The 19,211-nt window shown below is 68.1% G+C and carries 13 protein-coding genes, 3 rRNA genes and 1 pseudogene; 4 read left to right on the top strand and 13 right to left on the bottom strand.

All coding sequences use genetic code 11. From position 1 onward, the window contains the following. Positions 1-46 precede the first annotated feature (46 nt). The 3 genes from GA0074696_RS16315 to GA0074696_RS16305 form a co-directional block, all read right to left on the bottom strand. A complete protein-coding gene (locus GA0074696_RS16315; RefSeq protein WP_172894306.1) occupies positions 47-715 on the bottom strand; it encodes a response regulator transcription factor in 669 nt (222 codons plus the stop codon). Positions 716-810: 95 nt separating this feature from the next. Continuing rightward, positions 811-1,218, bottom strand: coding sequence for a DUF2267 domain-containing protein (locus GA0074696_RS16310; RefSeq protein WP_231925025.1), 408 nt, complete (start codon positions 1,216-1,218; stop codon positions 811-813). A gap of 115 nt (positions 1,219-1,333) precedes the next feature. Then, the gene (locus GA0074696_RS16305; RefSeq protein ID WP_088964612.1) at positions 1,334-3,193 is read right to left on the bottom strand and encodes a transketolase; all 1,860 of its coding nucleotides are present in this window, start codon (positions 3,191-3,193) and stop codon (positions 1,334-1,336) included. Between the two features lie 236 nt (positions 3,194-3,429). Between GA0074696_RS16305 and GA0074696_RS31850 the strand changes: the two genes are divergently transcribed. Continuing rightward, positions 3,430-3,867 carry a DUF2267 domain-containing protein gene (locus tag GA0074696_RS31850; protein ID WP_331716547.1) on the top strand — a complete coding sequence of 146 codons (438 nt, stop codon included), beginning with the start codon at positions 3,430-3,432 and terminating at the stop codon, positions 3,865-3,867. Between the two features lie 387 nt (positions 3,868-4,254). Here GA0074696_RS31850 and GA0074696_RS31845 read toward each other — a convergent pair. Continuing rightward, a pseudogene (locus GA0074696_RS31845) lies at positions 4,255-5,307 on the bottom strand (RNA-guided endonuclease InsQ/TnpB family protein); the annotation flags it as partial. 13 nt (positions 5,308-5,320) lie between these two features. Between GA0074696_RS31845 and GA0074696_RS16290 the strand changes: the two are divergent. Continuing rightward, positions 5,321-5,491, top strand: coding sequence for a type II toxin-antitoxin system Phd/YefM family antitoxin (locus tag GA0074696_RS16290; protein WP_157745975.1), 171 nt, complete (start codon positions 5,321-5,323; stop codon positions 5,489-5,491). Here the strand turns inward: GA0074696_RS16290 and GA0074696_RS16285 are convergent. The 6 genes from GA0074696_RS16285 to GA0074696_RS16260 all read right to left on the bottom strand — a co-directional run bounded on the left by GA0074696_RS16285 (position 5,488) and on the right by GA0074696_RS16260 (position 14,428). Further along, a complete protein-coding gene (locus GA0074696_RS16285) occupies positions 5,488-6,036 on the bottom strand; it encodes a hypothetical protein (RefSeq protein WP_231925024.1) in 549 nt (182 codons plus the stop codon). The two genes, GA0074696_RS16290 and GA0074696_RS16285, sit on opposite strands and share 4 nt — an antisense overlap. Before the next feature lie 209 nt (positions 6,037-6,245). Beyond that, positions 6,246-7,085 carry an alpha/beta fold hydrolase gene (locus tag GA0074696_RS16280; RefSeq protein WP_088961885.1) on the bottom strand — a complete coding sequence of 280 codons (840 nt, stop codon included), beginning with the start codon at positions 7,083-7,085 and terminating at the stop codon, positions 6,246-6,248. A gap of 105 nt (positions 7,086-7,190) precedes the next feature. After that, a 5S ribosomal RNA gene (gene rrf, locus GA0074696_RS16275) occupies positions 7,191-7,307 on the bottom strand. Between the two features lie 88 nt (positions 7,308-7,395). Continuing rightward, positions 7,396-10,506 (bottom strand): 23S ribosomal RNA (locus tag GA0074696_RS16270). A 377-nt stretch (positions 10,507-10,883) separates the two neighbouring features. Then, positions 10,884-12,400: ribosomal RNA gene (locus GA0074696_RS16265) — 16S ribosomal RNA — on the bottom strand. Together the 16S, 23S and 5S rRNA genes form the textbook arrangement of a ribosomal RNA operon. 729 nt (positions 12,401-13,129) lie before the next feature. Next, positions 13,130-14,428: a DUF1479 domain-containing protein gene (locus tag GA0074696_RS16260; protein WP_088961884.1), complete on the bottom strand. Its 1,299-nt coding sequence runs from the start codon at positions 14,426-14,428 to the stop codon at positions 13,130-13,132. Positions 14,429-14,519: 91 nt separating this feature from the next. Between GA0074696_RS16260 and GA0074696_RS16255 the strand changes: the two genes are divergently transcribed. Continuing rightward, positions 14,520-15,650 (top strand): ROK family transcriptional regulator, encoded by a 1,131-nt coding sequence (locus tag GA0074696_RS16255; protein WP_088961883.1) that lies wholly within the window; start codon positions 14,520-14,522, stop codon positions 15,648-15,650. A gap of 268 nt (positions 15,651-15,918) precedes the next feature. Continuing rightward, on the top strand, positions 15,919-17,358 hold the full coding sequence (locus GA0074696_RS16250) for a DivIVA domain-containing protein (RefSeq protein WP_088961882.1): 1,440 nt from the start codon (positions 15,919-15,921) through the stop codon (positions 17,356-17,358). A gap of 61 nt (positions 17,359-17,419) precedes the next feature. Here the strand turns inward: GA0074696_RS16250 and GA0074696_RS16245 are convergent, their stop codons facing one another. Genes GA0074696_RS16245 through GA0074696_RS16235 form a run of 3 tightly spaced genes read right to left on the bottom strand, consistent with a single transcriptional unit; the run spans position 17,420 to position 19,034 of the window. Then, positions 17,420-18,391 (bottom strand): NAD(P)-dependent alcohol dehydrogenase, encoded by a 972-nt coding sequence (locus GA0074696_RS16245; RefSeq protein WP_088961881.1) that lies wholly within the window; start codon positions 18,389-18,391, stop codon positions 17,420-17,422. Beyond that, positions 18,388-18,612, bottom strand: a complete 225-nt coding sequence (locus GA0074696_RS16240; RefSeq protein ID WP_088961880.1) for a helix-turn-helix transcriptional regulator — start codon at positions 18,610-18,612, stop codon at positions 18,388-18,390. The genes GA0074696_RS16245 and GA0074696_RS16240 overlap by 4 nt, the downstream gene beginning before the upstream one ends. After that, positions 18,606-19,034 carry a hypothetical protein gene (locus GA0074696_RS16235; RefSeq protein ID WP_088961879.1) on the bottom strand — a complete coding sequence of 143 codons (429 nt, stop codon included), beginning with the start codon at positions 19,032-19,034 and terminating at the stop codon, positions 18,606-18,608. Before GA0074696_RS16235 ends, GA0074696_RS16240 begins: the two co-directional genes overlap by 7 nt. Positions 19,035-19,211: the final 177 nt, after the last annotated feature.

The raw sequence follows: 19,211 nt of genomic DNA, 5'->3' as shown, positions 1-19,211 counted from the left end.
ATCCTATTGAAATCACCTCTGGCGCGACACCCCGGTCCGCGTGTCGTCAGATCCAGCCGGCATCCTGGGCGCGCTGGATCGCGTCCCACCGGCTCCGCCCGCCCGTCTTGCGCAACAGGGTCGACACGTGGTTCCGGACGGTGCCCGGGGCCAGGTGGAGCCGGGCGGCGATCTCCTTCGTGCGCAGCCCCCGGGCGGCGGCGGCAGCGACCTCCCGTTCCCGCTCGCTGAGCGGGTTCACCGCCGCGTCGAGCGCGGCCAGCGCGGTCAACGAATCGATCATCAACTGCCCGTCGGCGATCGCGCGGAGGTGGTCGATCAACTCCTCCGGCGGCACGTCCTTGGCGATGACCCCGCGCACCCGGGCACCGAGCGCCCGCCGAAGCACCCGCGCGGTGCGCCGGGAGGTCAGCACGACCACCGCGCATTCCGGCGACCGGGCGTGCAGGCGTCCGGTCAGGGCCGAGGCGTCCCGCACCGCGTCGAGGTCGACCAGGGCCAGGTCGGGCCGCGCGGCCGCGACCGCCTCCGCGACGCCCTCGGCCGGATCGCACTGACCGGCCACCTCGAAACCGGGTGTGGCGGCCAGGACCGCGGCCACGGCGGTACGCAGCAGCCCCGGCTCCCCGACCACCACGACCCGGACCGTCGGCCGCCCCTCGACGTCCGCCGGCCGGGTCGACCCGGGCGCTGTCTCGTCCAGTACGTCGTCCACCGGGTCACTGTGCCCCCGGGCCCGCCCAGCCATGCGTCCTTGACGGATCGCGGCGGACTGACGTTCGCCCCAGGCGATTGAAGCGGCACCCGCGCCTACGTGCCGATCCGACCCGGTTGGAGCCGGGTGGCCGCCGGCCCGGTGAGTTGCCAGAACTCCTTCGGCAGTTGGGCGACGAAGTCCCCGTACTCCTTCTCGCTGACCGCCGCGCGCAGCGTGTCCAGCACGGCACGCGCACCGTCGGTCGCCGCCTGGAGATCCACCGCGGCCCGTGCCTGGATCCGCTCGAAGAATTCGGCGAGCCCGAACGGTATGGGGTTGTCGTGGGGTGCGGACACGTAGACCCGCAGCTCCTCGGGAAGCTGCGAGGCGAGGTCCCGGGCCTGACCGCCACTGATCCGTTCCGCCAACGCCTCCAGCGTGGCACGGGTGACGGGCTCGGCCTGCGACGGCAACACCCCAGGTCGTGACGCCACCGCCTGGATGAACTCCGCGTGGTTCACCTCGGACCCCCTCTCGTACCGGACCGTGCGGGTACCCGCGAGCGGATGGCTGAAACGGGGTCGGTCCCCCACGGAGGCCGCGTGGCAGCGCCGCGATGCGGGCCGGGAAGCGCCCTCAAACCGAGGCGCGCGCCGCCGCGACGATGGCGCTGACCCCGATCCCCGCCTGGTCCATCAGCTCGGTCGGCGTCCCGGAGGTGGGCAGCCCGCGTACCGCCAGGTGGGTCAGCCGGATCGGCTCGGCGAGGTCGGCCAGCGATTCGAGGACGGCCGACCCCAGGCCGCCCTCGGGGTAGTGGTCCTCGACGACCACCAGCCGGCCGCCGGTGTCCCGGACGGCGGCGAGCAGCCGCTCCCGGTCCAGCGGCTTGACCGAGTAGAGGTCGATGACCCGGGCGTTGATCCCGGCGGCGGCCAGCTCGTCGGCGGCGGCCAGGCAGTTGTGCACGGTCACCCCGGCCCCGATCAGCGCGACCCGGTCGTCGTCGCCGCCGCGGAGCAGCTTGCTGCCACCCACCGGGAAGGGTTCGTCGTTGTCGTAGAGCACGGGGTGCCCGCCTCGGGTGGTGCGCAGGTAGTTGACGCCCTTGCGGTCGACCATCTGGGCGACGAGAGCGGCGCAGGAGACGGCGTCGCTGGGATAGAGCACCGTGGACCCCTGGACGGCGCGCATGGCGGCCAGGTCCTCCAGCCCCATCTGGGAGGGACCGTCCGCCCCGATCTCCACGCCCGCGTGGGACCCGGACAGGGCGATGTCGGCCCGGGAGACGCCGGCCATCCGGACGAAGTCGTAGGCGCGGGAGAGGAACGCCGCGAACGTCGAGGCGAAGGGCCGGTACCCGCGCACCTGCAACCCGACCGCCGCCGCGACCATCTGCTGCTCGGAGATGAACATCTCGAAGTAGCGGTCGGGGTAGGCGTCGGTGAACCTGTCGGCCCGGGTGGAGTCGCTGACCTCACCGTCGAGAACGACCACGTCCGGCCGGACGCCGATCGCGCGCAGCGCGTCCCCGTACGCGTTGCGGGTGGCGACCTTCGCGCCCCGGTCGTACCGCGGCAACTGGAGCAGCTGACCGGTGCGGGCGCCGGTGGGCGGGGCGGGCTCGGGCTGCGGCCCGGTGACGCGGATCTGGCGTACCCCGCCCAGAGCGTCGATGGCCCGCTCGGCGAGATCGGGTTTCAGCGGCTTGCCGTGCCAGTCCGGCTTGTTCTCGATCTCGGGTACGCCCTTGCCCTTGACCGTGCGGGCGAGCACGACGGTGGGACCGGTCGCCTGCCGGGCCCGGCCGAGCGCCTCGTCGATCGCGGCCAGGTCGTGACCGTCGACGACGATCGCCTGGCAGCCGAACGCCTCGACCCGCCGCCGGTAGGTGTCCAGATCCCACTCCAGCTCGGTCGGCCCCCGCTGCCCCAGCCGGTTGACGTCGACCAGCACGGTGAGGTTGCGCAGCCCGTAGTGGCCGGCCTTGTCCAGCGCCTCCCAGACGGAGCCCTCGGCGGTCTCGCTGTCGCCGCAGAGCACCCACACGTGGTACGGCAGCTGATCGAGATACTGGCCGGCCAGCGCGATACCGACGCCGACCGGCAGTCCCTGACCGAGCGAACCGGTGGCGACGTCGACCCAGGGCAACGCCGGGGTGGGATGCCCCTGCAGACGCGACCCGAACTGGCGGTAGGTGTCGACCAGCTCCTGGTCGCTGATCGCACCCACCGCCTTGAAGACCGCGTACAGCAGCGGCGAGGCGTGGCCCTTGGAGAAGATCAGGTGGTCGTTGGCGCGATTGCGCGGCTCCGCCCAGTCGTAGCGCACGTGTCGCGAGATCAGCACCGCCAGCAGGTCGGCGGCGGAGAGGCTCGACGTCGGATGCCCGGACGCGGCTTTGGTGCTGCACCGGATCGCGTCCACCCGCAGCTGGGCCGCGAGCTCACCCAGCTGGTTGAGCTGCTCCTCGCCGAGAGTGCGCTCTGCTTCCATCGTCACCGCTGTCGCCTCCAGCGATCGGCTGCTTCGGCCAGCCCTCGACGCCGGGCCGTCCGGCCGATCGGCCGGGCCGCTCGCCGCTGACCGGCTCCGCACCTACGGTAGCCAGGAAACCTGGTCGCCATCCGGTAACCACCGATATGCGGGCCCCAGTCCCGAAGCTCACCTCGCGACCGGGCAGCGGGGTGTCCGCGCGCGCCCCGCCGTTTGCCGTGGTGGTGCACGGGTAGATGCCGCCATCGGCCAAGAGGAAGGCTCCGAACGTGGACAGCAACGACTTCATCGGCATGGTGGCGAAGCGGGCGAACACGTCATCGGCGCGAGCGACCGCCCTCACTCGGGCCACGCTGCGGACCTTGGCGGAACGGATAGACGGGGGCGAGGCCCGTGACCTCGCCACCCAGCTTCCCGAGGACCTGAAGGCGTACGCGTTCGCCTCCAGCGAGACCGGCGAGCGGTTCGGCCTCGACGTCTTCGTGCAACGGGTCAGCGGACGCGCCGAGGTGGAGCCGGCGCTGGCCGAGATCGGCATGCGGGCGGTGTTCGACGCCCTCCGCGAGACCATCCCACCCGGCGACTACGACGACGTCGTATCCCAGCTCCCGGCGGAACTCGGGCAGGTCGCCGACCCGGTGGCACCCTTCGACGGGCGGCGCAGTCGCGGTTAGGTGTGCCCTCCGGCACCCACCCGCGGCACCGTCGGTGACGCGGCGGCTCAGCCGTCCAGCCGGCGGACCATGTTCATGATGGTCTCCACGTGCGCGCCCCCTTGATCGGATAGTTGGTCGCGCCGAGGTAGCCCCACCAGTCCCAACAGATGCTGGCGCCGAAGTGCTGGTATTGACGATCTCTCCGCCCTGAAAGACGGAGATTCCCTCCACGCTGCGCGTGGAACACGCGGCGTCCGGGCAGATTCCTGCTTCCTCGCGCGGTGCCGGCACGGATGCCGGTCTTACCTGCGCTCCACAGGCGTTTAGGCTCTCGGCGCGTCCCGCCGCGAGCACGTTGATGGCCGCGTTGACGTCCCGGTCGTGGGTGCTGCCGCACGGGCAGTCCCACGCTCGGACGTCGAGCGCCATCTTGTCGTTGATCCGGCCGCAGTCCGAGCACATCCGGGTGGACGGGAAGAACCGATCCACCCGGGCGAAGGTACGCCCGTACCGGGCGGCCTTGTACTCCAACATGGCTGTGAACGACGCCCAACCGGCGTCGTGCACGGACTTGGCCAGCCGGGTCCGGCCGAGACCGACGACGCACAGGTCCTCGACGTACACCGCTTGATTGTCGCGGATGATCGCCGTGGACAGCTTGTGCTGCCAGTCCCGCCGGGTGTCGGCCACCCGCGCGTGGGCGCGGGCGACCTTGACGACGGCCTTCTTGCGGTTCTGGCTGCCCCGCTGCTTGCGGGACAGGTCTTGCTGCAACCGGCGCAGCTTGCGGGCCGCGCGGCGTAGGAACTTCGGCGCGGCGACCTTCGTGCCGTCGGAGAGGACCGCGAAGTGGGTCAGCCCCAGGTCGATACCCACCTCGGCCCCGGCCGGCGGCAGCGTCTCGTCCTGCCTGGTTTGCACGACGAACGACGCGAAGTGCCGGCCCGCCGCATCCTTGATGATCGTCACACTCGACGGTGCGGAGGGCAGCGTCCGCGACCAGCGGACCTCCAGGTCGCCGATCTTCGGCAACCTGAGTCGGCCGTTGTCGAGGACCCTGAACCGGGCATTGGCGGTGAAGCGGATGGCCTGCCGGTTGTCCTTGCGGGAACGGAACCGTGGCGGCGCGACCTTGCGGCCCTTGCGCTTGCCCGAGATCCAGGCGAAGAAGTTGCGGTACGCCACGTTCAGATCCGCGAGGGCCTGTTGCAGGACAACCGAGGACACCTCGGAAAGCCACGCCCGCTCCGGGGTCGCCTTGGCTGCGGTGACCCGCTTGGACAGCTCGGCGTCCGACAGGTATGGCTCGCCGTTCTCCCGTGCCGTCTGCCGTGCGCGCAGCCCGTCGTTGAACACCACCCGCGCGCACCCGAACGCCCGAGCCAGCGAAGCCTGCTGACTCGGCGTCGGGTAGACGCGGTAGTTGTAACGAAGCCGCACGTACAAAACGTACCACATGTACTATCGCCGGATGGACAATACACCCCAGGTCGCGGTGAGCGACGCCCGCAAGGAAATCGGCAAGCTGATCGACGCGGCCCACTACGCCGGGCAGCACACCATCCTGGCGAAGAACGACGAACCACGCGCCGTTCTCGTGCCGTACCGGTGGTACATCGAACAGCAGAACCGCCCGGCTTAAGGCACTGCTCGGGCCATGGCGGCCCTCCCAGCGCGGGCCCTCACCCCCGCCTGAAAGGCGGAGCACTGGCCCGCATCCCGGTAGCGGACCAGGTCGTCGGTAACCGACTTCTTCACGGTGTTGTCGTTGGTGCCGTGGAAGACGTACACGGGATCGCCGGAGAGGTTGCTCACCGGGTCGACCCAGCCATCGGACGCCCAGGTCCGGGTGTACGTCTCGAGGGCGGACAGGTTGGTCGGGTACTGGTTGTCGCCGCAGCCGTAGAGCGCCTGCGCAACGTTGTTCTGCGCGCAGTAGTACGGCCCGGCGGCGAAGATCGCCGCGCCTCGGATCCGGGACGAGTAGGCGACGTGCAGTTGGGTGGCCATGTAGCCACCGGAGGAGACGCCGGCGACATAGACGCCGGAGACGTTGTAGGCCCGCAGCGACCCGGAGACCGGGGTTTTGGTGGCCGGGGTGGCGGCCTGGGCGGGGACGGCGGTGGTCAGGATCAGCAGCAGGACGGCGGCGGGGACGGTGGTGGTGGCCTTCAGCGGTGTCTTCACGACGCTCTCCTCGTCCGGGAGCGCCGGCGGTGGTGTCGGCGTGCGCAGACGCCAACGTGACATAGACCTCACTGGATATGAGCGGGGCCGACATGTCGGGCGGTGCCGAGGTGTGGCCCTTCACCTGTCTTCGGCCGCCGATGCCGAGCACCCGCCGTTGGCACGGTGGCGCCGGGTCAGTGATCCGGTGGGCGCGCCTGCGCTGTCCGTCAGCGCAGGAACGCGGCCAGGGTCCGCACGAACGACTCCGGGTCGTCGAGCCAGGGGTAGTGCCCACCGCCCGGTTGCACGGCCAGTCGGCCCTGCGGGAACAGGCCGGCGTACTCGGCGGCGCGCTTCGGGGGGAGCGCCACGTCGTACTCGCCGGTGAGGAGGAGGACCGGCGCCTCGAGGCGGGTCAGGGCGGACCTGGTGGCATCCGGATCGGGCCCGCCGGCGGCGTAGTACCCGGCCGCCGCGTCCGGGTTCCTGTCGCTCTCCTCCCGGGCCACCCGGGCCTGCCGGGCGGCATCCCACCGGCCATGGGTGAACGGGGTGATCGCCGCCCAGTCCTCGGCGGTGGGCGCACCCGACCAGATCCGCTCGAACGCCGCGAACGCCTCCGGGAACCAGGGTTCCCCGCGGCGCAGCTCGGCGACCTCACGGCGATCCAGGTCGGCGATCTCCAGACCGACGGGACGAGGGCTCGGGTTGACCAGCGCGAGACGGGCCACCCGGTCCGGGTGGCGGGCGGCGTACAGCACCGCGAGGCTGCCGCCGGCCGAGTGCCCGAGCAGGTCGATCCGGTCCCGGCCCAGGTGCACGCTCAGCGCTTCGACGTCGTCGACCAGCCGGTCGTACCGGTAGGTCGCCGGGTCCGCCGGCACGGCCGACTCCCCGGTGCCTCGCAGATCGAGGCGGATCAGCGACCGGTGCGCGGACAGTCCACCCAGGTCACCGAGGTACGCCGAGGCCAGCATCGGACCGCCGGGCAGGCAGATCAGCGGATCGCCCGCGCCGACCCGGTGGTACGCCAGCCGGGTGCCGTCAGCGGTGTCGAATGTGGTCATTCGGAGATCATATCCGCGGGGACTCCTGTCCAACAGCGACAGAATCCGGGGTGGATATACCAATCAGGGCCACCCCTGGATAGGGGTGGCCCTGATTGAATGGTTGTCCGGCGGTGTCCTACTCTCCCACACCCTCCCGAGTGCAGTACCATCGGCGCTGGAGGGCTTAGCTTCCGGGTTCGGAATGTTACCGGGCGTTTCCCCTCCGCCATGACCGCCGTAACTCTATCGACATGTCAAACAACTCGACCAGCTTCTGCTGGGTGTTGTTCGTTTGTCGGGAGTTGCACAGTGGACGCGTAGCAGCTTTGTAGTCAAGTCCTCGGCCTATTAGTACCGGTCAACTGAACCCGTTACCGGGCTTACATTTCCGGCCTATCAACCCAGTCGTCTAGCTGGGGGCCTTACCCCACCAAAGGTGGGTGGGATACCTCATCTTGAAGCGAGCTTCCCGCTTAGATGCTTTCAGCGGTTATCCCTTCCGAACGTAGCTAACCAGCCGTGCCCCTGGCGGGACAACTGGCACACCAGAGGTTCGTCCGTCCCGGTCCTCTCGTACTAGGGACAGCCCTTCTCAAGTATCCTACGCGCACGGCGGATAGGGACCGAACTGTCTCACGACGTTCTAAACCCAGCTCGCGTACCGCTTTAATGGGCGAACAGCCCAACCCTTGGGACCTGCTACAGCCCCAGGATGCGACGAGCCGACATCGAGGTGCCAAACCATCCCGTCGATATGGACTCTTGGGGAAGATCAGCCTGTTATCCCCGGGGTACCTTTTATCCGTTGAGCGACACCGCTTCCACTCGCAAGTGCCGGATCACTAGTCCCGACTTTCGTCCCTGCTCGACCTGTCAGTCTCACAGTCAAGCTCCCTTGTGTACTTGCACTCAACACCTGATTGCCAACCAGGCTGAGGGAACCTTTGGGCGCCTCCGTTACCCTTTAGGAGGCAACCGCCCCAGTTAAACTACCCACCAGACACTGTCCCTGAACCGGATAACGGTCCGAAGTTAGATACCCAAATCAACCAGAGTGGTATTTCAAGATTGCCTCCACCCATACTGGCGTATGGACTTCACCGGCTCCCACCTATCCTACACAAGCTAATTCGGATACCAATGTCAAGCTATAGTAAAGGTCCCGGGGTCTTTCCGTCCTGCCGCGCGTAACGAGCATCTTTACTCGTAATGCAATTTCGCCGGGCCTGTGGTTGAGACAGTGGGGAAGTCGTTACGCCATTCGTGCAGGTCGGAACTTACCCGACAAGGAATTTCGCTACCTTAGGATGGTTATAGTTACCACCGCCGTTTACTGGCGCTTAAGTTCTCCGCTTCGCCCCGAAGAGCTAACAGGTCCCCTTAACGTTCCAGCACCGGGCAGGCGTCAGTCCATATACATCGAATTACTTCTTCGCATGGACCTGTGTTTTTAGTAAACAGTCGCTTCCCCCTGCTCTCTGCGGCCATACAACGCTCCACCCGCGTGGGGCTTCACGTCTCCGGCCCCCCTTCTCCCTAAGTTACGGGGGCAATTTGCCGAGTTCCTTAACCACAGTTCGCCCGATCGCCTCGGTATTCTCTACCTGACCACCTGTGTCGGTTTGGGGTACGGGCCGCTAAGAACTCGCTAGAGGCTTTTCTCGGCAGCATAGGATCACTGACTTCACCTGAATCGGCTCGGCATCACGTCTCAGCCTTCATGCACCACGGATTTGCCTATGGTGCGGCCTACACGCTTACCCCGGCACAACCACCGGCCGGGCTCAGCTACCTTCCTGCGTCACCCCATCGCTTGACTACTACCCACCAGGTTCCCACGCTCCCTCGGATCAGTCCGAAGACCTCACCAAGTTCGGGTGGTTAGCACAGCGAGGTTCGTCAGGGTCGCTCTTTCGCGGGTACGGGAATATCAACCCGTTGTCCATCGACTACGCCTCTCGGCCTCGCCTTAGGTCCCGACTCACCCAGGGCGGATTAGCCTGGCCCTGGAACCCTTGGTCATCCGGCGGAAGGGTTTCTCACCCTTCTTTCGCTACTCATGCCTGCATTCTCACTCGTGCCGCGTCCACAACTGGGTCACCCCGCTGCTTCACCCGCGGCACGACGCTCCCCTACCCATCCACACACCTGCACAAGGAATCAAGTCCAAGCGAGGTTGAAATGTGAATGCCACAGCTTCGGCGGTGTGCTTGAGCCCCGCTACATTGTCGGCGCGGAACCACTTGACCAGTGAGCTATTACGCACTCTTTAAAGGGTGGCTGCTTCTAAGCCAACCTCCTGGTTGTCTATGCGACCCCACATCCTTTTCCACTTAGCACACGCTTAGGGGCCTTAGCTGGTGATCTGGGCTGTTTCCCTCTCGACTACGAAGCTTATCCCCCGCAGTCTCACTGCCGCGCTCTCACTTACCGGCATTCGGAGTTTGGCTGATTTCGGTAAGCTTGTGGGCCCCCTAGACCATCCAGTGCTCTACCTCCGGCAAGAAACACGCGACGCTGCACCTAAATGCATTTCGGGGAGAACCAGCTATCACGGAGTTTGATTGGCCTTTCACCCCTAACCACAGGTCATCCCCCAACTTTTCAACGTTGGTGGGTTCGGCCCTCCACGCGGTCTTACCCGCGCTTCAGCCTGCCCATGGCTAGATCACTCCGCTTCGGGTCTAGAGCATGCGACTGAATCGCCCTATTCAGACTCGCTTTCGCTACGGCTCCCCCACACGGGTTAACCTCGCCACATGCCACTAACTCGCAGGCTCATTCTTCAAAAGGCACGCCGTCACCCCGTAAGGCTCCGACGGATTGTAGGCGAACGGTTTCAGGTACTATTTCACTCCCCTCCCGGGGTACTTTTCACCATTCCCTCACGGTACTCGTCCGCTATCGGTCACCAGGAAGTATTTAGGCTTACCAGGTGGCCCTGGCAGATTCACGGCAGATTTCAGGGGTCCGCCGCTACTCGGGAACACCCACAGAAGGTCAGCAACTTTCACCTACCGGACTTTCACCGTCTACGGTCAGCCATTCCAGACTGTTCGACTAGCCACTGACTTTGTAACTCCTCGAACAAGTGTCAGCTTGTTCAGTAGGGTCCCACAACCCCGACCACGCAACCCCTGACAGGTATCACACGCAGCCGGTTTAGCCTCAATCCGCTTTCGCTCGCCACTACTCACGGAATCACTAATTTGTTTTCTCTTCCTACGGGTACTGAGATGTTTCACTTCCCCGCGTTCCCTCCATACACCCTATGTGTTCAGGTGCAGGTGACACCACATGACTGGTGCCGGGTTTCCCCATTCGGACACCCTGGGATCACAGCTTGGTTGACAGCTCCCCCAGGCCTATCGCGGCCTCCCACGTCCTTCATCGGCTCCTGGTGCCAAGGCATTCACCGTTCGCCCTTGACAACTTGACCACAAAGATGCTCGCGTCCACTGTGCAATTCTCAACAAACGACCAACCCACAACCAGATCCGCCCCACACCAAACCCGACGATCCGCCGGCGGTATGCGAGGCCAGGTCATGCCTGGCAACCATCCCCACCACTCACGGCGGGGGTCATGGTTCTGAAAGACAACCATCGGTTGTTCTTTCAGGACCCAACAGGGTGCTCTGCGTTCCTCCCCAGCCGCACCAGGACACCGTTCCCACCACCCCGAGGGGCAGCTGTACTAGATGATCCCGGCCGTTGCCGAGCACGAACTCGCCAGTGTCTCCGCCATTGAGCACCCCGCCACCACATTCGGATGGCGCGGGCTCCTTACACCCTTTCGGGTGAAGGTGCTCCTTAGAAAGGAGGTGATCCAGCCGCACCTTCCGGTACGGCTACCTTGTTACGACTTCGTCCCAATCGCCAGCCCCACCTTCGACGGCTCCCTCCCACAAGGGGTTGGGCCACCGGCTTCGGGTGTTGCCGACTTTCGTGACGTGACGGGCGGTGTGTACAAGGCCCGGGAACGTATTCACCGCAGCGTTGCTGATCTGCGATTACTAGCGACTCCGACTTCACGGGGTCGAGTTGCAGACCCCGATCCGAACTGAGACCGGCTTTTTGGGATTCGCTCCACCTCACGGTATCGCAGCCCATTGTACCGGCCATTGTAGCATGCGTGAAGCCCTGGACATAAGGGGCATGATGACTTGACGTCATCCCCACCTTCCTCCGAGTTGACCCCGGCAGTCTTCGATGAGTCCCCGCCATAACGCGCTGGCAACATCGAACGAGGGTTGCGCTCGTTGCGGGACTTAACCCAACATCTCACGACACGAGCTGACGACAGCCATGCACCACCTGTGACCGCCCCCGAAGGACCTCACATCTCTGCGAGTTTTGCGGCCATGTCAAACCCAGGTAAGGTTCTTCGCGTTGCATCGAATTAATCCGCATGCTCCGCCGCTTGTGCGGGCCCCCGTCAATTCCTTTGAGTTTTAGCCTTGCGGCCGTACTCCCCAGGCGGGGCGCTTAATGCGTTAGCTGCGGCACAGGGAACCGGAGAGGCCCCCCACACCTAGCGCCCAACGTTTACAGCGTGGACTACCAGGGTATCTAATCCTGTTCGCTCCCCACGCTTTCGCTCCTCAGCGTCAGTATCGGCCCAGAGACCCGCCTTCGCCACCGGTGTTCCTCCTGATATCTGCGCATTTCACCGCTACACCAGGAATTCCAGTCTCCCCTACCGAACTCTAGCCTGCCCGTATCGACCGCAGGCTTGGGGTTGAGCCCCAAGTTTTCACGGTCGACGCGACAAGCCGCCTACGAGCTCTTTACGCCCAATAAATCCGGACAACGCTCGCGCCCTACGTCTTACCGCGGCTGCTGGCACGTAGTTGGCCGGCGCTTCTTCTGCAGGTACCGTCACTTACGCTTCGTCCCTGCTGAAAGAGGTTTACAACCCGAAGGCCGTCATCCCTCACGCGGCGTCGCTGCATCAGGCTTCCGCCCATTGTGCAATATTCCCCACTGCTGCCTCCCGTAGGAGTCTGGGCCGTGTCTCAGTCCCAGTGTGGCCGGTCGCCCTCTCAGGCCGGCTACCCGTCGTCGCCTTGGTAGGCCATCACCCCACCAACAAGCTGATAGGCCGCGAGCCCATCCCAGGCCGAAAAACTTTCCACCACCAACCATGCGGTCAGCAGTCGTATTCGGTATTAGCCCCGGTTTCCCGGGGTTATCCCAAAGCCTAGGGCAGGTTGCTCACGTGTTACTCACCCGTTCGCCGCTCGAGTACCCCGAAGGGCCTTTCCGCTCGACTTGCATGTGTTAAGCACGCCGCCAGCGTTCGTCCTGAGCCAGGATCAAACTCTCCAACAAAAACTTGTCGAAAAACTGTCCTGACAACAAAAGTGTTGCCAAAGGAATCCCAACCAACAGCACTCCCGAAGAAGAACTGCCAGTCCGGGGTATAAATCATAATTGGCACTGGCTTTTCAAGCACCCTGTTGAGTTCTCAAAGAACAACCACACACCGCCCGGAAACCCCCCGAAGAGGACCCCCGACCCGGGGCATTTTAGCTCTGTCGCGACCGGCACTTTCCGCGCCGGGCACTTTTACCACGTTACCCGCTGATATCCGCCGCGTCAAACCGCTCTGTCGCGATCCACACCACTTCCACCACAATTACGGGCACCACAAATCCACCGGCTCTCACCGCTGTCCTCATGGCTTCCGACAGGCCGGCCGCTGCGGTCTCCCGCACGCTCGCCCGGTTCCCTACCGGCGATGAACCATACCCGGTCGGTTCCGCCTCACCAAATCCGCCTCGCAGCGTCTTCGGGGCACCGCCCGGTCCCGGGTTCCGAGGGGTACAACCCCCAGAACCGGAAGCTCATTCCCGCGCTCCGGCCTACCAGGTCTTTCGCCTGTTTCGTCCGTTCCGCGCTGGCAGAGAGAAAGTTACGCGGACCGCGAGTTGATCGTCAAATCGGCGGCGTGCGTCCCCCGTCACATCGGGGCCGTCAACCGTTTCCGCTGCTCTCCCGATCCCCCGGCGGGCCGGTCTTCCCAGAAACCAAGCCCTGCCCTTGCGACCTGGCTACGGCTCAGTCCAGGCCGAGGCCGCGCCGGCCGGTGGAGTTGAGGCTCTCGGCTCGGAAGCGGTCGGGCCAGCCGCGCTCGTAGTGCTCCTCGGGAAAGTCGGCGGGGCTGGACCCGGAGTGGAAGGCCTCCCGGACGTTGGCCGCGTAGCGCTCGTTGCGCGGGCACCAGGGCGCGGCGGGGATGTACATGACGTTGCCCCAGCCCTGCTGGTTCTGCACCGGCGCCACGCTGTGGATCATGTCGCAGTGCCACCAGACGGAGTCGCCGGCCCGGACATCGGGGATGCCGACGAGGGCGCGCACCAGCAGCGGGTGCCAGGTCTGGTTGGCGGGGAAGACCTGGTTGACCGTCACCCCGCACATGTCGTCCTCGGGCACGTCGGCCAGCAGCGGCCGGAGCATCAGGTACGCCATGGCCCCGGGGATCGGCACGGTGTGCAGCACCCCCTGGTCGTGGTCCATGTCGGACAGCGCGGTCCAGCCCTGGAAGGTGCGGAAGGCGGAGCACATGGTGGTGCCCGGGTACTGCGGTCCGGCGGTGCGGTAGGCGGCGTCCCAGGGGTCGTACTGCTCGACGGTGCCGTCGAAGAGGTGGCGGAAGGTCTGCTGGTACGCCTCGGTCATCCAGAGGTCGAGGGTGCCGGGGTCGAGGTGGGTGCCGAGCCCCGGGGAGTCCGCGCCCGGCGGCCGGCGGCGGATCCGGTCGGGGTAGAGCGAGTCCCGGCCCGGGTCGAACCACCGCACGCCCTCGGACTCGTGCTTCCACTGGCTGTTGAGGAACGCCTGCACCCGGGCCATCCGGTCGCTCTGGCGGGCCTGCATCTGTGCGGGCGACCAGTAGATCGGGTAGATCTCGGGCTTGGAACCGACGCTGCCGAAGAAGTCGTCGCCGGGGCCGCGGTAGGCGTCGAAGAAGCCGTTGCCCGCCACGTAGTCGACGATGTCGCGGTCCCAGCCGAGGGCCTGCTCCCGGTCGAAGTGTCCGCGCACGACGAGGCAGCCGCGCCGGCGCACCGCCCGCAGGGTTTCGGCCGGCACCGTGCCGGCCTCGATGTCGGCGTACTCGATGACCGGCCAGACCGGCTCGCCGCGCTCGCGCGCCGCGACGATGTCGTCGACCTCCGCCCGGATCCGCCGCTCGATGACGGCGAACACCTCCTCGACCGTTCGGCCGGAGGCCTCGATGCGGGCGCGCAGCGCCGCCTTGATCTCCCGGATCGCGCCGGGCAGATCGGTCGGGGTCGACTCCCAGTGCGGCAGCGGCGGGAGCGGGGCGGTGGTGCGGGCGGGGTGGGCGGTCACGGCAGGACTCCTTCTAGTTAAGGCTCCTTCTTTGAAAAGACTGTAGGTGGCCGGACGCTTTCTAGGCAAGACTCCTGACTAGAATCCTGGCGTGACCGCCGCCAAGCCCTCGCTGGAGCTGCTCCGCTCGCTGACCGACGAGCACGTGCTCCGCGAGCTGATGCAGGCCAGGCGCCTGACCCGGGCCGACCTGGCGACCCGCAGCGGCCTGTCCAAGCCGACGGTGGGCGAGAGCGTGCGCCGGCTGACCGAGGCGGGACTGGTCGTGGACACGGGCGAGCGGACCCCCGGCGGACGCGGCCGGGGGCGGGTCGGCTCGTACTACGCGCTCGCTGACACGGTCGGCACCGTCCTGGTGATCGGCATCGCGCCCGACGGGGTGGTCGCCGAGTGCGTCGACGCCTACGGAGACACCCTGGCCCGGACGCACCACGAGATCAGCCGCCCGGCCCGGCCCGAGCAGGTCACGGCCGCGCTGCGCACCGCCGCCACGCAGGCCCAGCGGAGCACGGGACGGGCCACCCGACTGGCGGTCGTCAGCGCCGCCGACCCGGTGCAGCGCACCACCGGCCGGCTGATCCGGCTGCCCGACGCGCCGTTCCTGCTCGGCGAACTGGATCCGGTCGAGGTGCTCGCGCCCCAGGTCCAGGGGCCGGTCGTCGTCGACAACGACGTCAACTGGGCGGCACAGGCCGAGCGCGACACCGATCCGAGGAGCCTGACCGACTTCGCGTACCTCTTCCTCGGCGAGGGACTGGGCTGCGCGGTGGTCAGCGACGGCCAGGTACGCCGAGGGCACGCCGGCCTCGCCGGCGAGATCGCGCACCTGATCACCGTCGGCCCGGACGGTCGGGCGACCCGGTTCATCGAGGTCTTCGGTGACCTGGGGCTGCGCCGGCCCGGCAGCACGGCGATCGACGTCGACCGGCTCCGCGAGCTGGCCGACGCGTCCTCGGCCACCCGCGAGGCGCTCGGAGCGGCGGTGAGCGGGGTCCTCGCCGCCACCGTCGCGCTCACCGACCCGCAGCTGGTCGTCCTGGGCGGGCCGTGGGGCCCGGCGCTCCTCGACACCGTCACCGCCGCCTTCGGTCGCCTGCCCCGGCACGTCGAGCTCCGTGCGGCCCGACTGACCCGGGAACCGTCCCTGACCGGCGCGCGCACCGACGCCCTCGCCCGCCTCCGCTCGGCCATCGTCGCGGCCCCTCGGCGCACACCCGCCTGACCCGACCGCCGAACCAGGACCCACCCAGGGACGAGCACCGTCGCCGACCGGACGACGGTCCGACCGAGGCACCGCGCCGCCGGCGCGGGAGCCACCCGCACCGGAGGCCGTGACCACGCGGAGGCCACCGGCGGAACAGGGAACCCTCACCGCGTCCCGATCACCGGGGCGGCCCTATTGTCCTGGGCCGGACGACGGTAGCGTTGCGCCACATCATGGCCCGTGGGCGTCCATCCGCGTGGCGTTCACACAGTACGGAGGGTGCGGCATGTCCAACGGCGAGGAGCCGTTCGCGCTGCGTGACGACGCGGCCGGACGGCCGCATTTCGAAACCGCCCTGCGCGGGTACGAAAAGCGGCAGGTGGACCGGTACGTCGAGCAGATCGACGGTCAGCTCGCGACGCTGACGACCGAGCGGGACCAGGCGGCGAGCCAGGTGCACGGCCTCACCACGCACATCCAGCGCCTGCAGGCGGAGCTGACCGAGCTGCGGCAGCGCCCCGCCCAGGTGGACCGGGCGTCCTTCCGCGACCTGGGCCCGATGGTGGACCAGATCCTGGCGCTGGCCGAGAAGCAGGCCGGGGTGATCACCGAGGCGGCGACGCAGCGGGCGACCAGCCTGCAGACCGAGGCCGAGAAGGTGCTGACCGAGGCACGGGAGCGGACCGTCCAGTCGCTGCGGGACCTCGACGAGGAACTGTCCGCGCGCCGGGCCGAGCAGGACAAGGTGTACGAGGAGCGCCGGTCGGCGGCCGAGCGGGAGCTGGCTGAGATCCACGAGCGGGCCGAGAAGCTGCGGGCGGAGGGTGAGGCCGCGCACGAGCGCGCCCAGCAGGAGGCGAAGCGGATCAGCGAGCAGACCGCCAAGCAGATCACCCAGACGCGTACGGCGGCGGAGGCGCTGACCAAGGCGGCCCGTACCCAGATCCAGCAGGAGATCCAGGCGGCGCGGTCGCAGAGTCAGCAGGAGCTGGACCAGTGGCAGGCCGCCGCCGAGAAGGAGATCGCCGAGCGGCGGGCCGCCGCCGAGCAGGAGCTGGCCGAGTACCGGGCGGCGGCCGAGCAGGAGCTGACCAACCAGCACAGCGCCGCGGAGCAGCAGATGCAGGCGCTGATCGCCGAGGCGCAGCAGTACGCCACCGAGGTCCGTCAGCGCGTCGACGAGCAGATGGCCGGGCAGCAGGAGCAGCTCACGGCGGTGCAGGAGGAGATCGCGGAGCGGCAGCAGGCGCTGGCACAGGTGAGCGAGGAGTTGGAGACCGCCCGGCAGCAGCTCGCCGAGATCCAGCAGGAGGGCGACACCACCGAGCGGGACCTGGTGCAGACGCAGCGCCGGCTGGAGGAGACCCGCCGCAGCCTGGTCGCCGAGACCCGGCGGCTGGAGGAGGCGCGGCAGGCGGCCGAGTCGGTCGAGCGGCACGCCAAGGACGTCCGGGCGCGGGTGCAGCGGGAGGCCAAGCGGGTGGCGAACCTGGCGGCCGCCGCGGTGATGGCGGCCGCGGCCGGTGGCGGGGAGACCGCCGAGTACCCGATGCTGGCCGTCCGCCCCGGCCGGGAGCGGCCGGCGGACGCGACGCCGGAGGAGCCGGAGACCGAGCAGCCCGCCGCCGAATCGCCGGTGGCGGTGCGGCCGGCGGCCGAGCGGCCGGCCCCCGAGCCGTACGTGCCGCCGGCGGCGCACCGGCCCGAGGTGGTTCCGAGCAGCTGAGCAGCGGCGGAGTGGCCGCGGGCGGTGCCGGCAGCAGAAGCACCGCCGGCGGCCGCCCCGGTCAGGGCAGGACGACGTTCTTGCCCCGGGCGTGGCCGCCGCGCAGGTGCCGGATCGCGTCGGCCGCCTCGGCCAGCGGCCAGCTCCGGTCGAGGACGGGCCGGAGCCGGCCGGCGTCGACCAGCGCGGTGAGGGCGTCGAGGTTCTCGCTGCTCTCCTTGGCCACCAGGGGGATCAGCCGCTGGCCGACCAGCGGGGAGAGCAGCAGCGCGCGCAGCTGCCGGTCGAAGCCCTGCAGCAGCCGGCCGGTGGCGGCCTCGCCGCCGACGAGGACCAGCGTGCCGGTCGGGGTGAGGGCGCGGCGCAGGTGGGTCAGGGTGCGGTTGCCGGCGGTGTCGACGATGACGTCGTATCGCACGCCCCGGTCGGTGATGTCCTCACGGGTGTGGTCGATGACGTCGGTCGCGCCGAGGGACGTCACGAGGTCGGGTTTGGTGGGTCCGCAGACGCCGGTGACCTGGGCGCCGGCCGCCGTGGCGAGTTGGACGGCGTACGAGCCGACGCCGCCGCCGGCGCCGATGACGAGCACCCGCTGGTCGGGGCGGACCGTCGCGGCGTCCCGGACGGCGGTGAGCGCCGTCTGACCGGAGACCGGGATGGCGGCGGCCTCGGCGAAGGTGAGCGCGGCGGGCTTGCGGGCGAGCTTGTGCTGCGGCGCGAGGGCGTACTCGGCGTAGCTGCCGGCGCCGGTGCCGTAGACCTCGTCGCCGGGGGCGAAGCGGGTGACGTGGCGGCCGACGGCCTCGACGACGCCGGCGAGGTCCATGCCGGGGACGCGGTGACGGGGGCGGCGCAGCCCGTAGCCGAGGCGGACCGGGTACGGCAGGCCGGTCATCAGGTGCCAGACGCCGGGGTCGACGCCGGCGGCGCGGACCCGGACGAGCACGTCGTCGTCGCCGACCCGGGGCGGGTCGATGTCCCGCAGCTCCCACCCGTCTGTCGAGCCGTAGCGGTCCTGGACGATGGCTTTCACGAGCCCTCCCGGGGGTACTGGAACACGTCGGTGACGGGGACGTCGAACACGGCGGCGATCTGGAAGGCCATCTCCAGCGACGGCGAGTAGCGGCCCTGTTCGATGGCGATGACGGTCTGCCGGGTCACGCCGACGCGGCGGGCCAGTTCGGCCTGCGTCATGTCGCCGTGCGCGGCGCGCAGGGCGCGGATGGAGTTGGTGATCCGGGTCGGTTTCACCACGACTGGAAGCCCCGGCGGTAGGCGACGATCTTGGCCGTGGAGCCGACCACGGCGGAGAGCACGAAGCACAGGTAGATGACGTTGGCGATCCAGAAGTGGTCCCAGCGGGCCAGGGCCATGCCGAGCGCGGCGACCGCGCCGACCACGACGAACGACTGGCCGATGCGCTCGCCGGTGCGGTGGATCTCCCGGTCGCGCTGGTCGGACTGGTTGGCGCCCTCGGGCGAGACGGTCGAGATGACGATGTGCGCGACGATCGACGCCGCGATCGCGCCGGCGATCGTCCAGAGCAGGGCGCCGGCGTACGGCACGTCGGCCAGCGGGCGGCCGTCGGCGCGGCCGAGGACGACGGCGGCGTACGTGGCGTAGCCGACGACCGCGACCACGGCCATCATCCAGGCGCGTTTCTCTTCGAACGCCACGGGCCCTCCCGGGTGTAAAGAATTCTTGACACCCGGACGGTATGCCCTGGCGGGCGGGCATGTCAAGAATTCTTTACACGGCGGGACGGGGCGCACACGCAGACAAGGCGGGCCCGTGAGGACCCGCCTTGCCTTTGTTGAGCGACTACCAGAGGACTTGAACCCCTGGACCACATC

The organism is Micromonospora purpureochromogenes (assembly GCF_900091515.1).
Taxonomy (GTDB): domain Bacteria; phylum Actinomycetota; class Actinomycetes; order Mycobacteriales; family Micromonosporaceae; genus Micromonospora; species Micromonospora purpureochromogenes.
The sequence above is the reverse complement of the archived record's forward strand: the minus strand, read 5'-3'. Positions and strand labels throughout refer to the sequence as shown.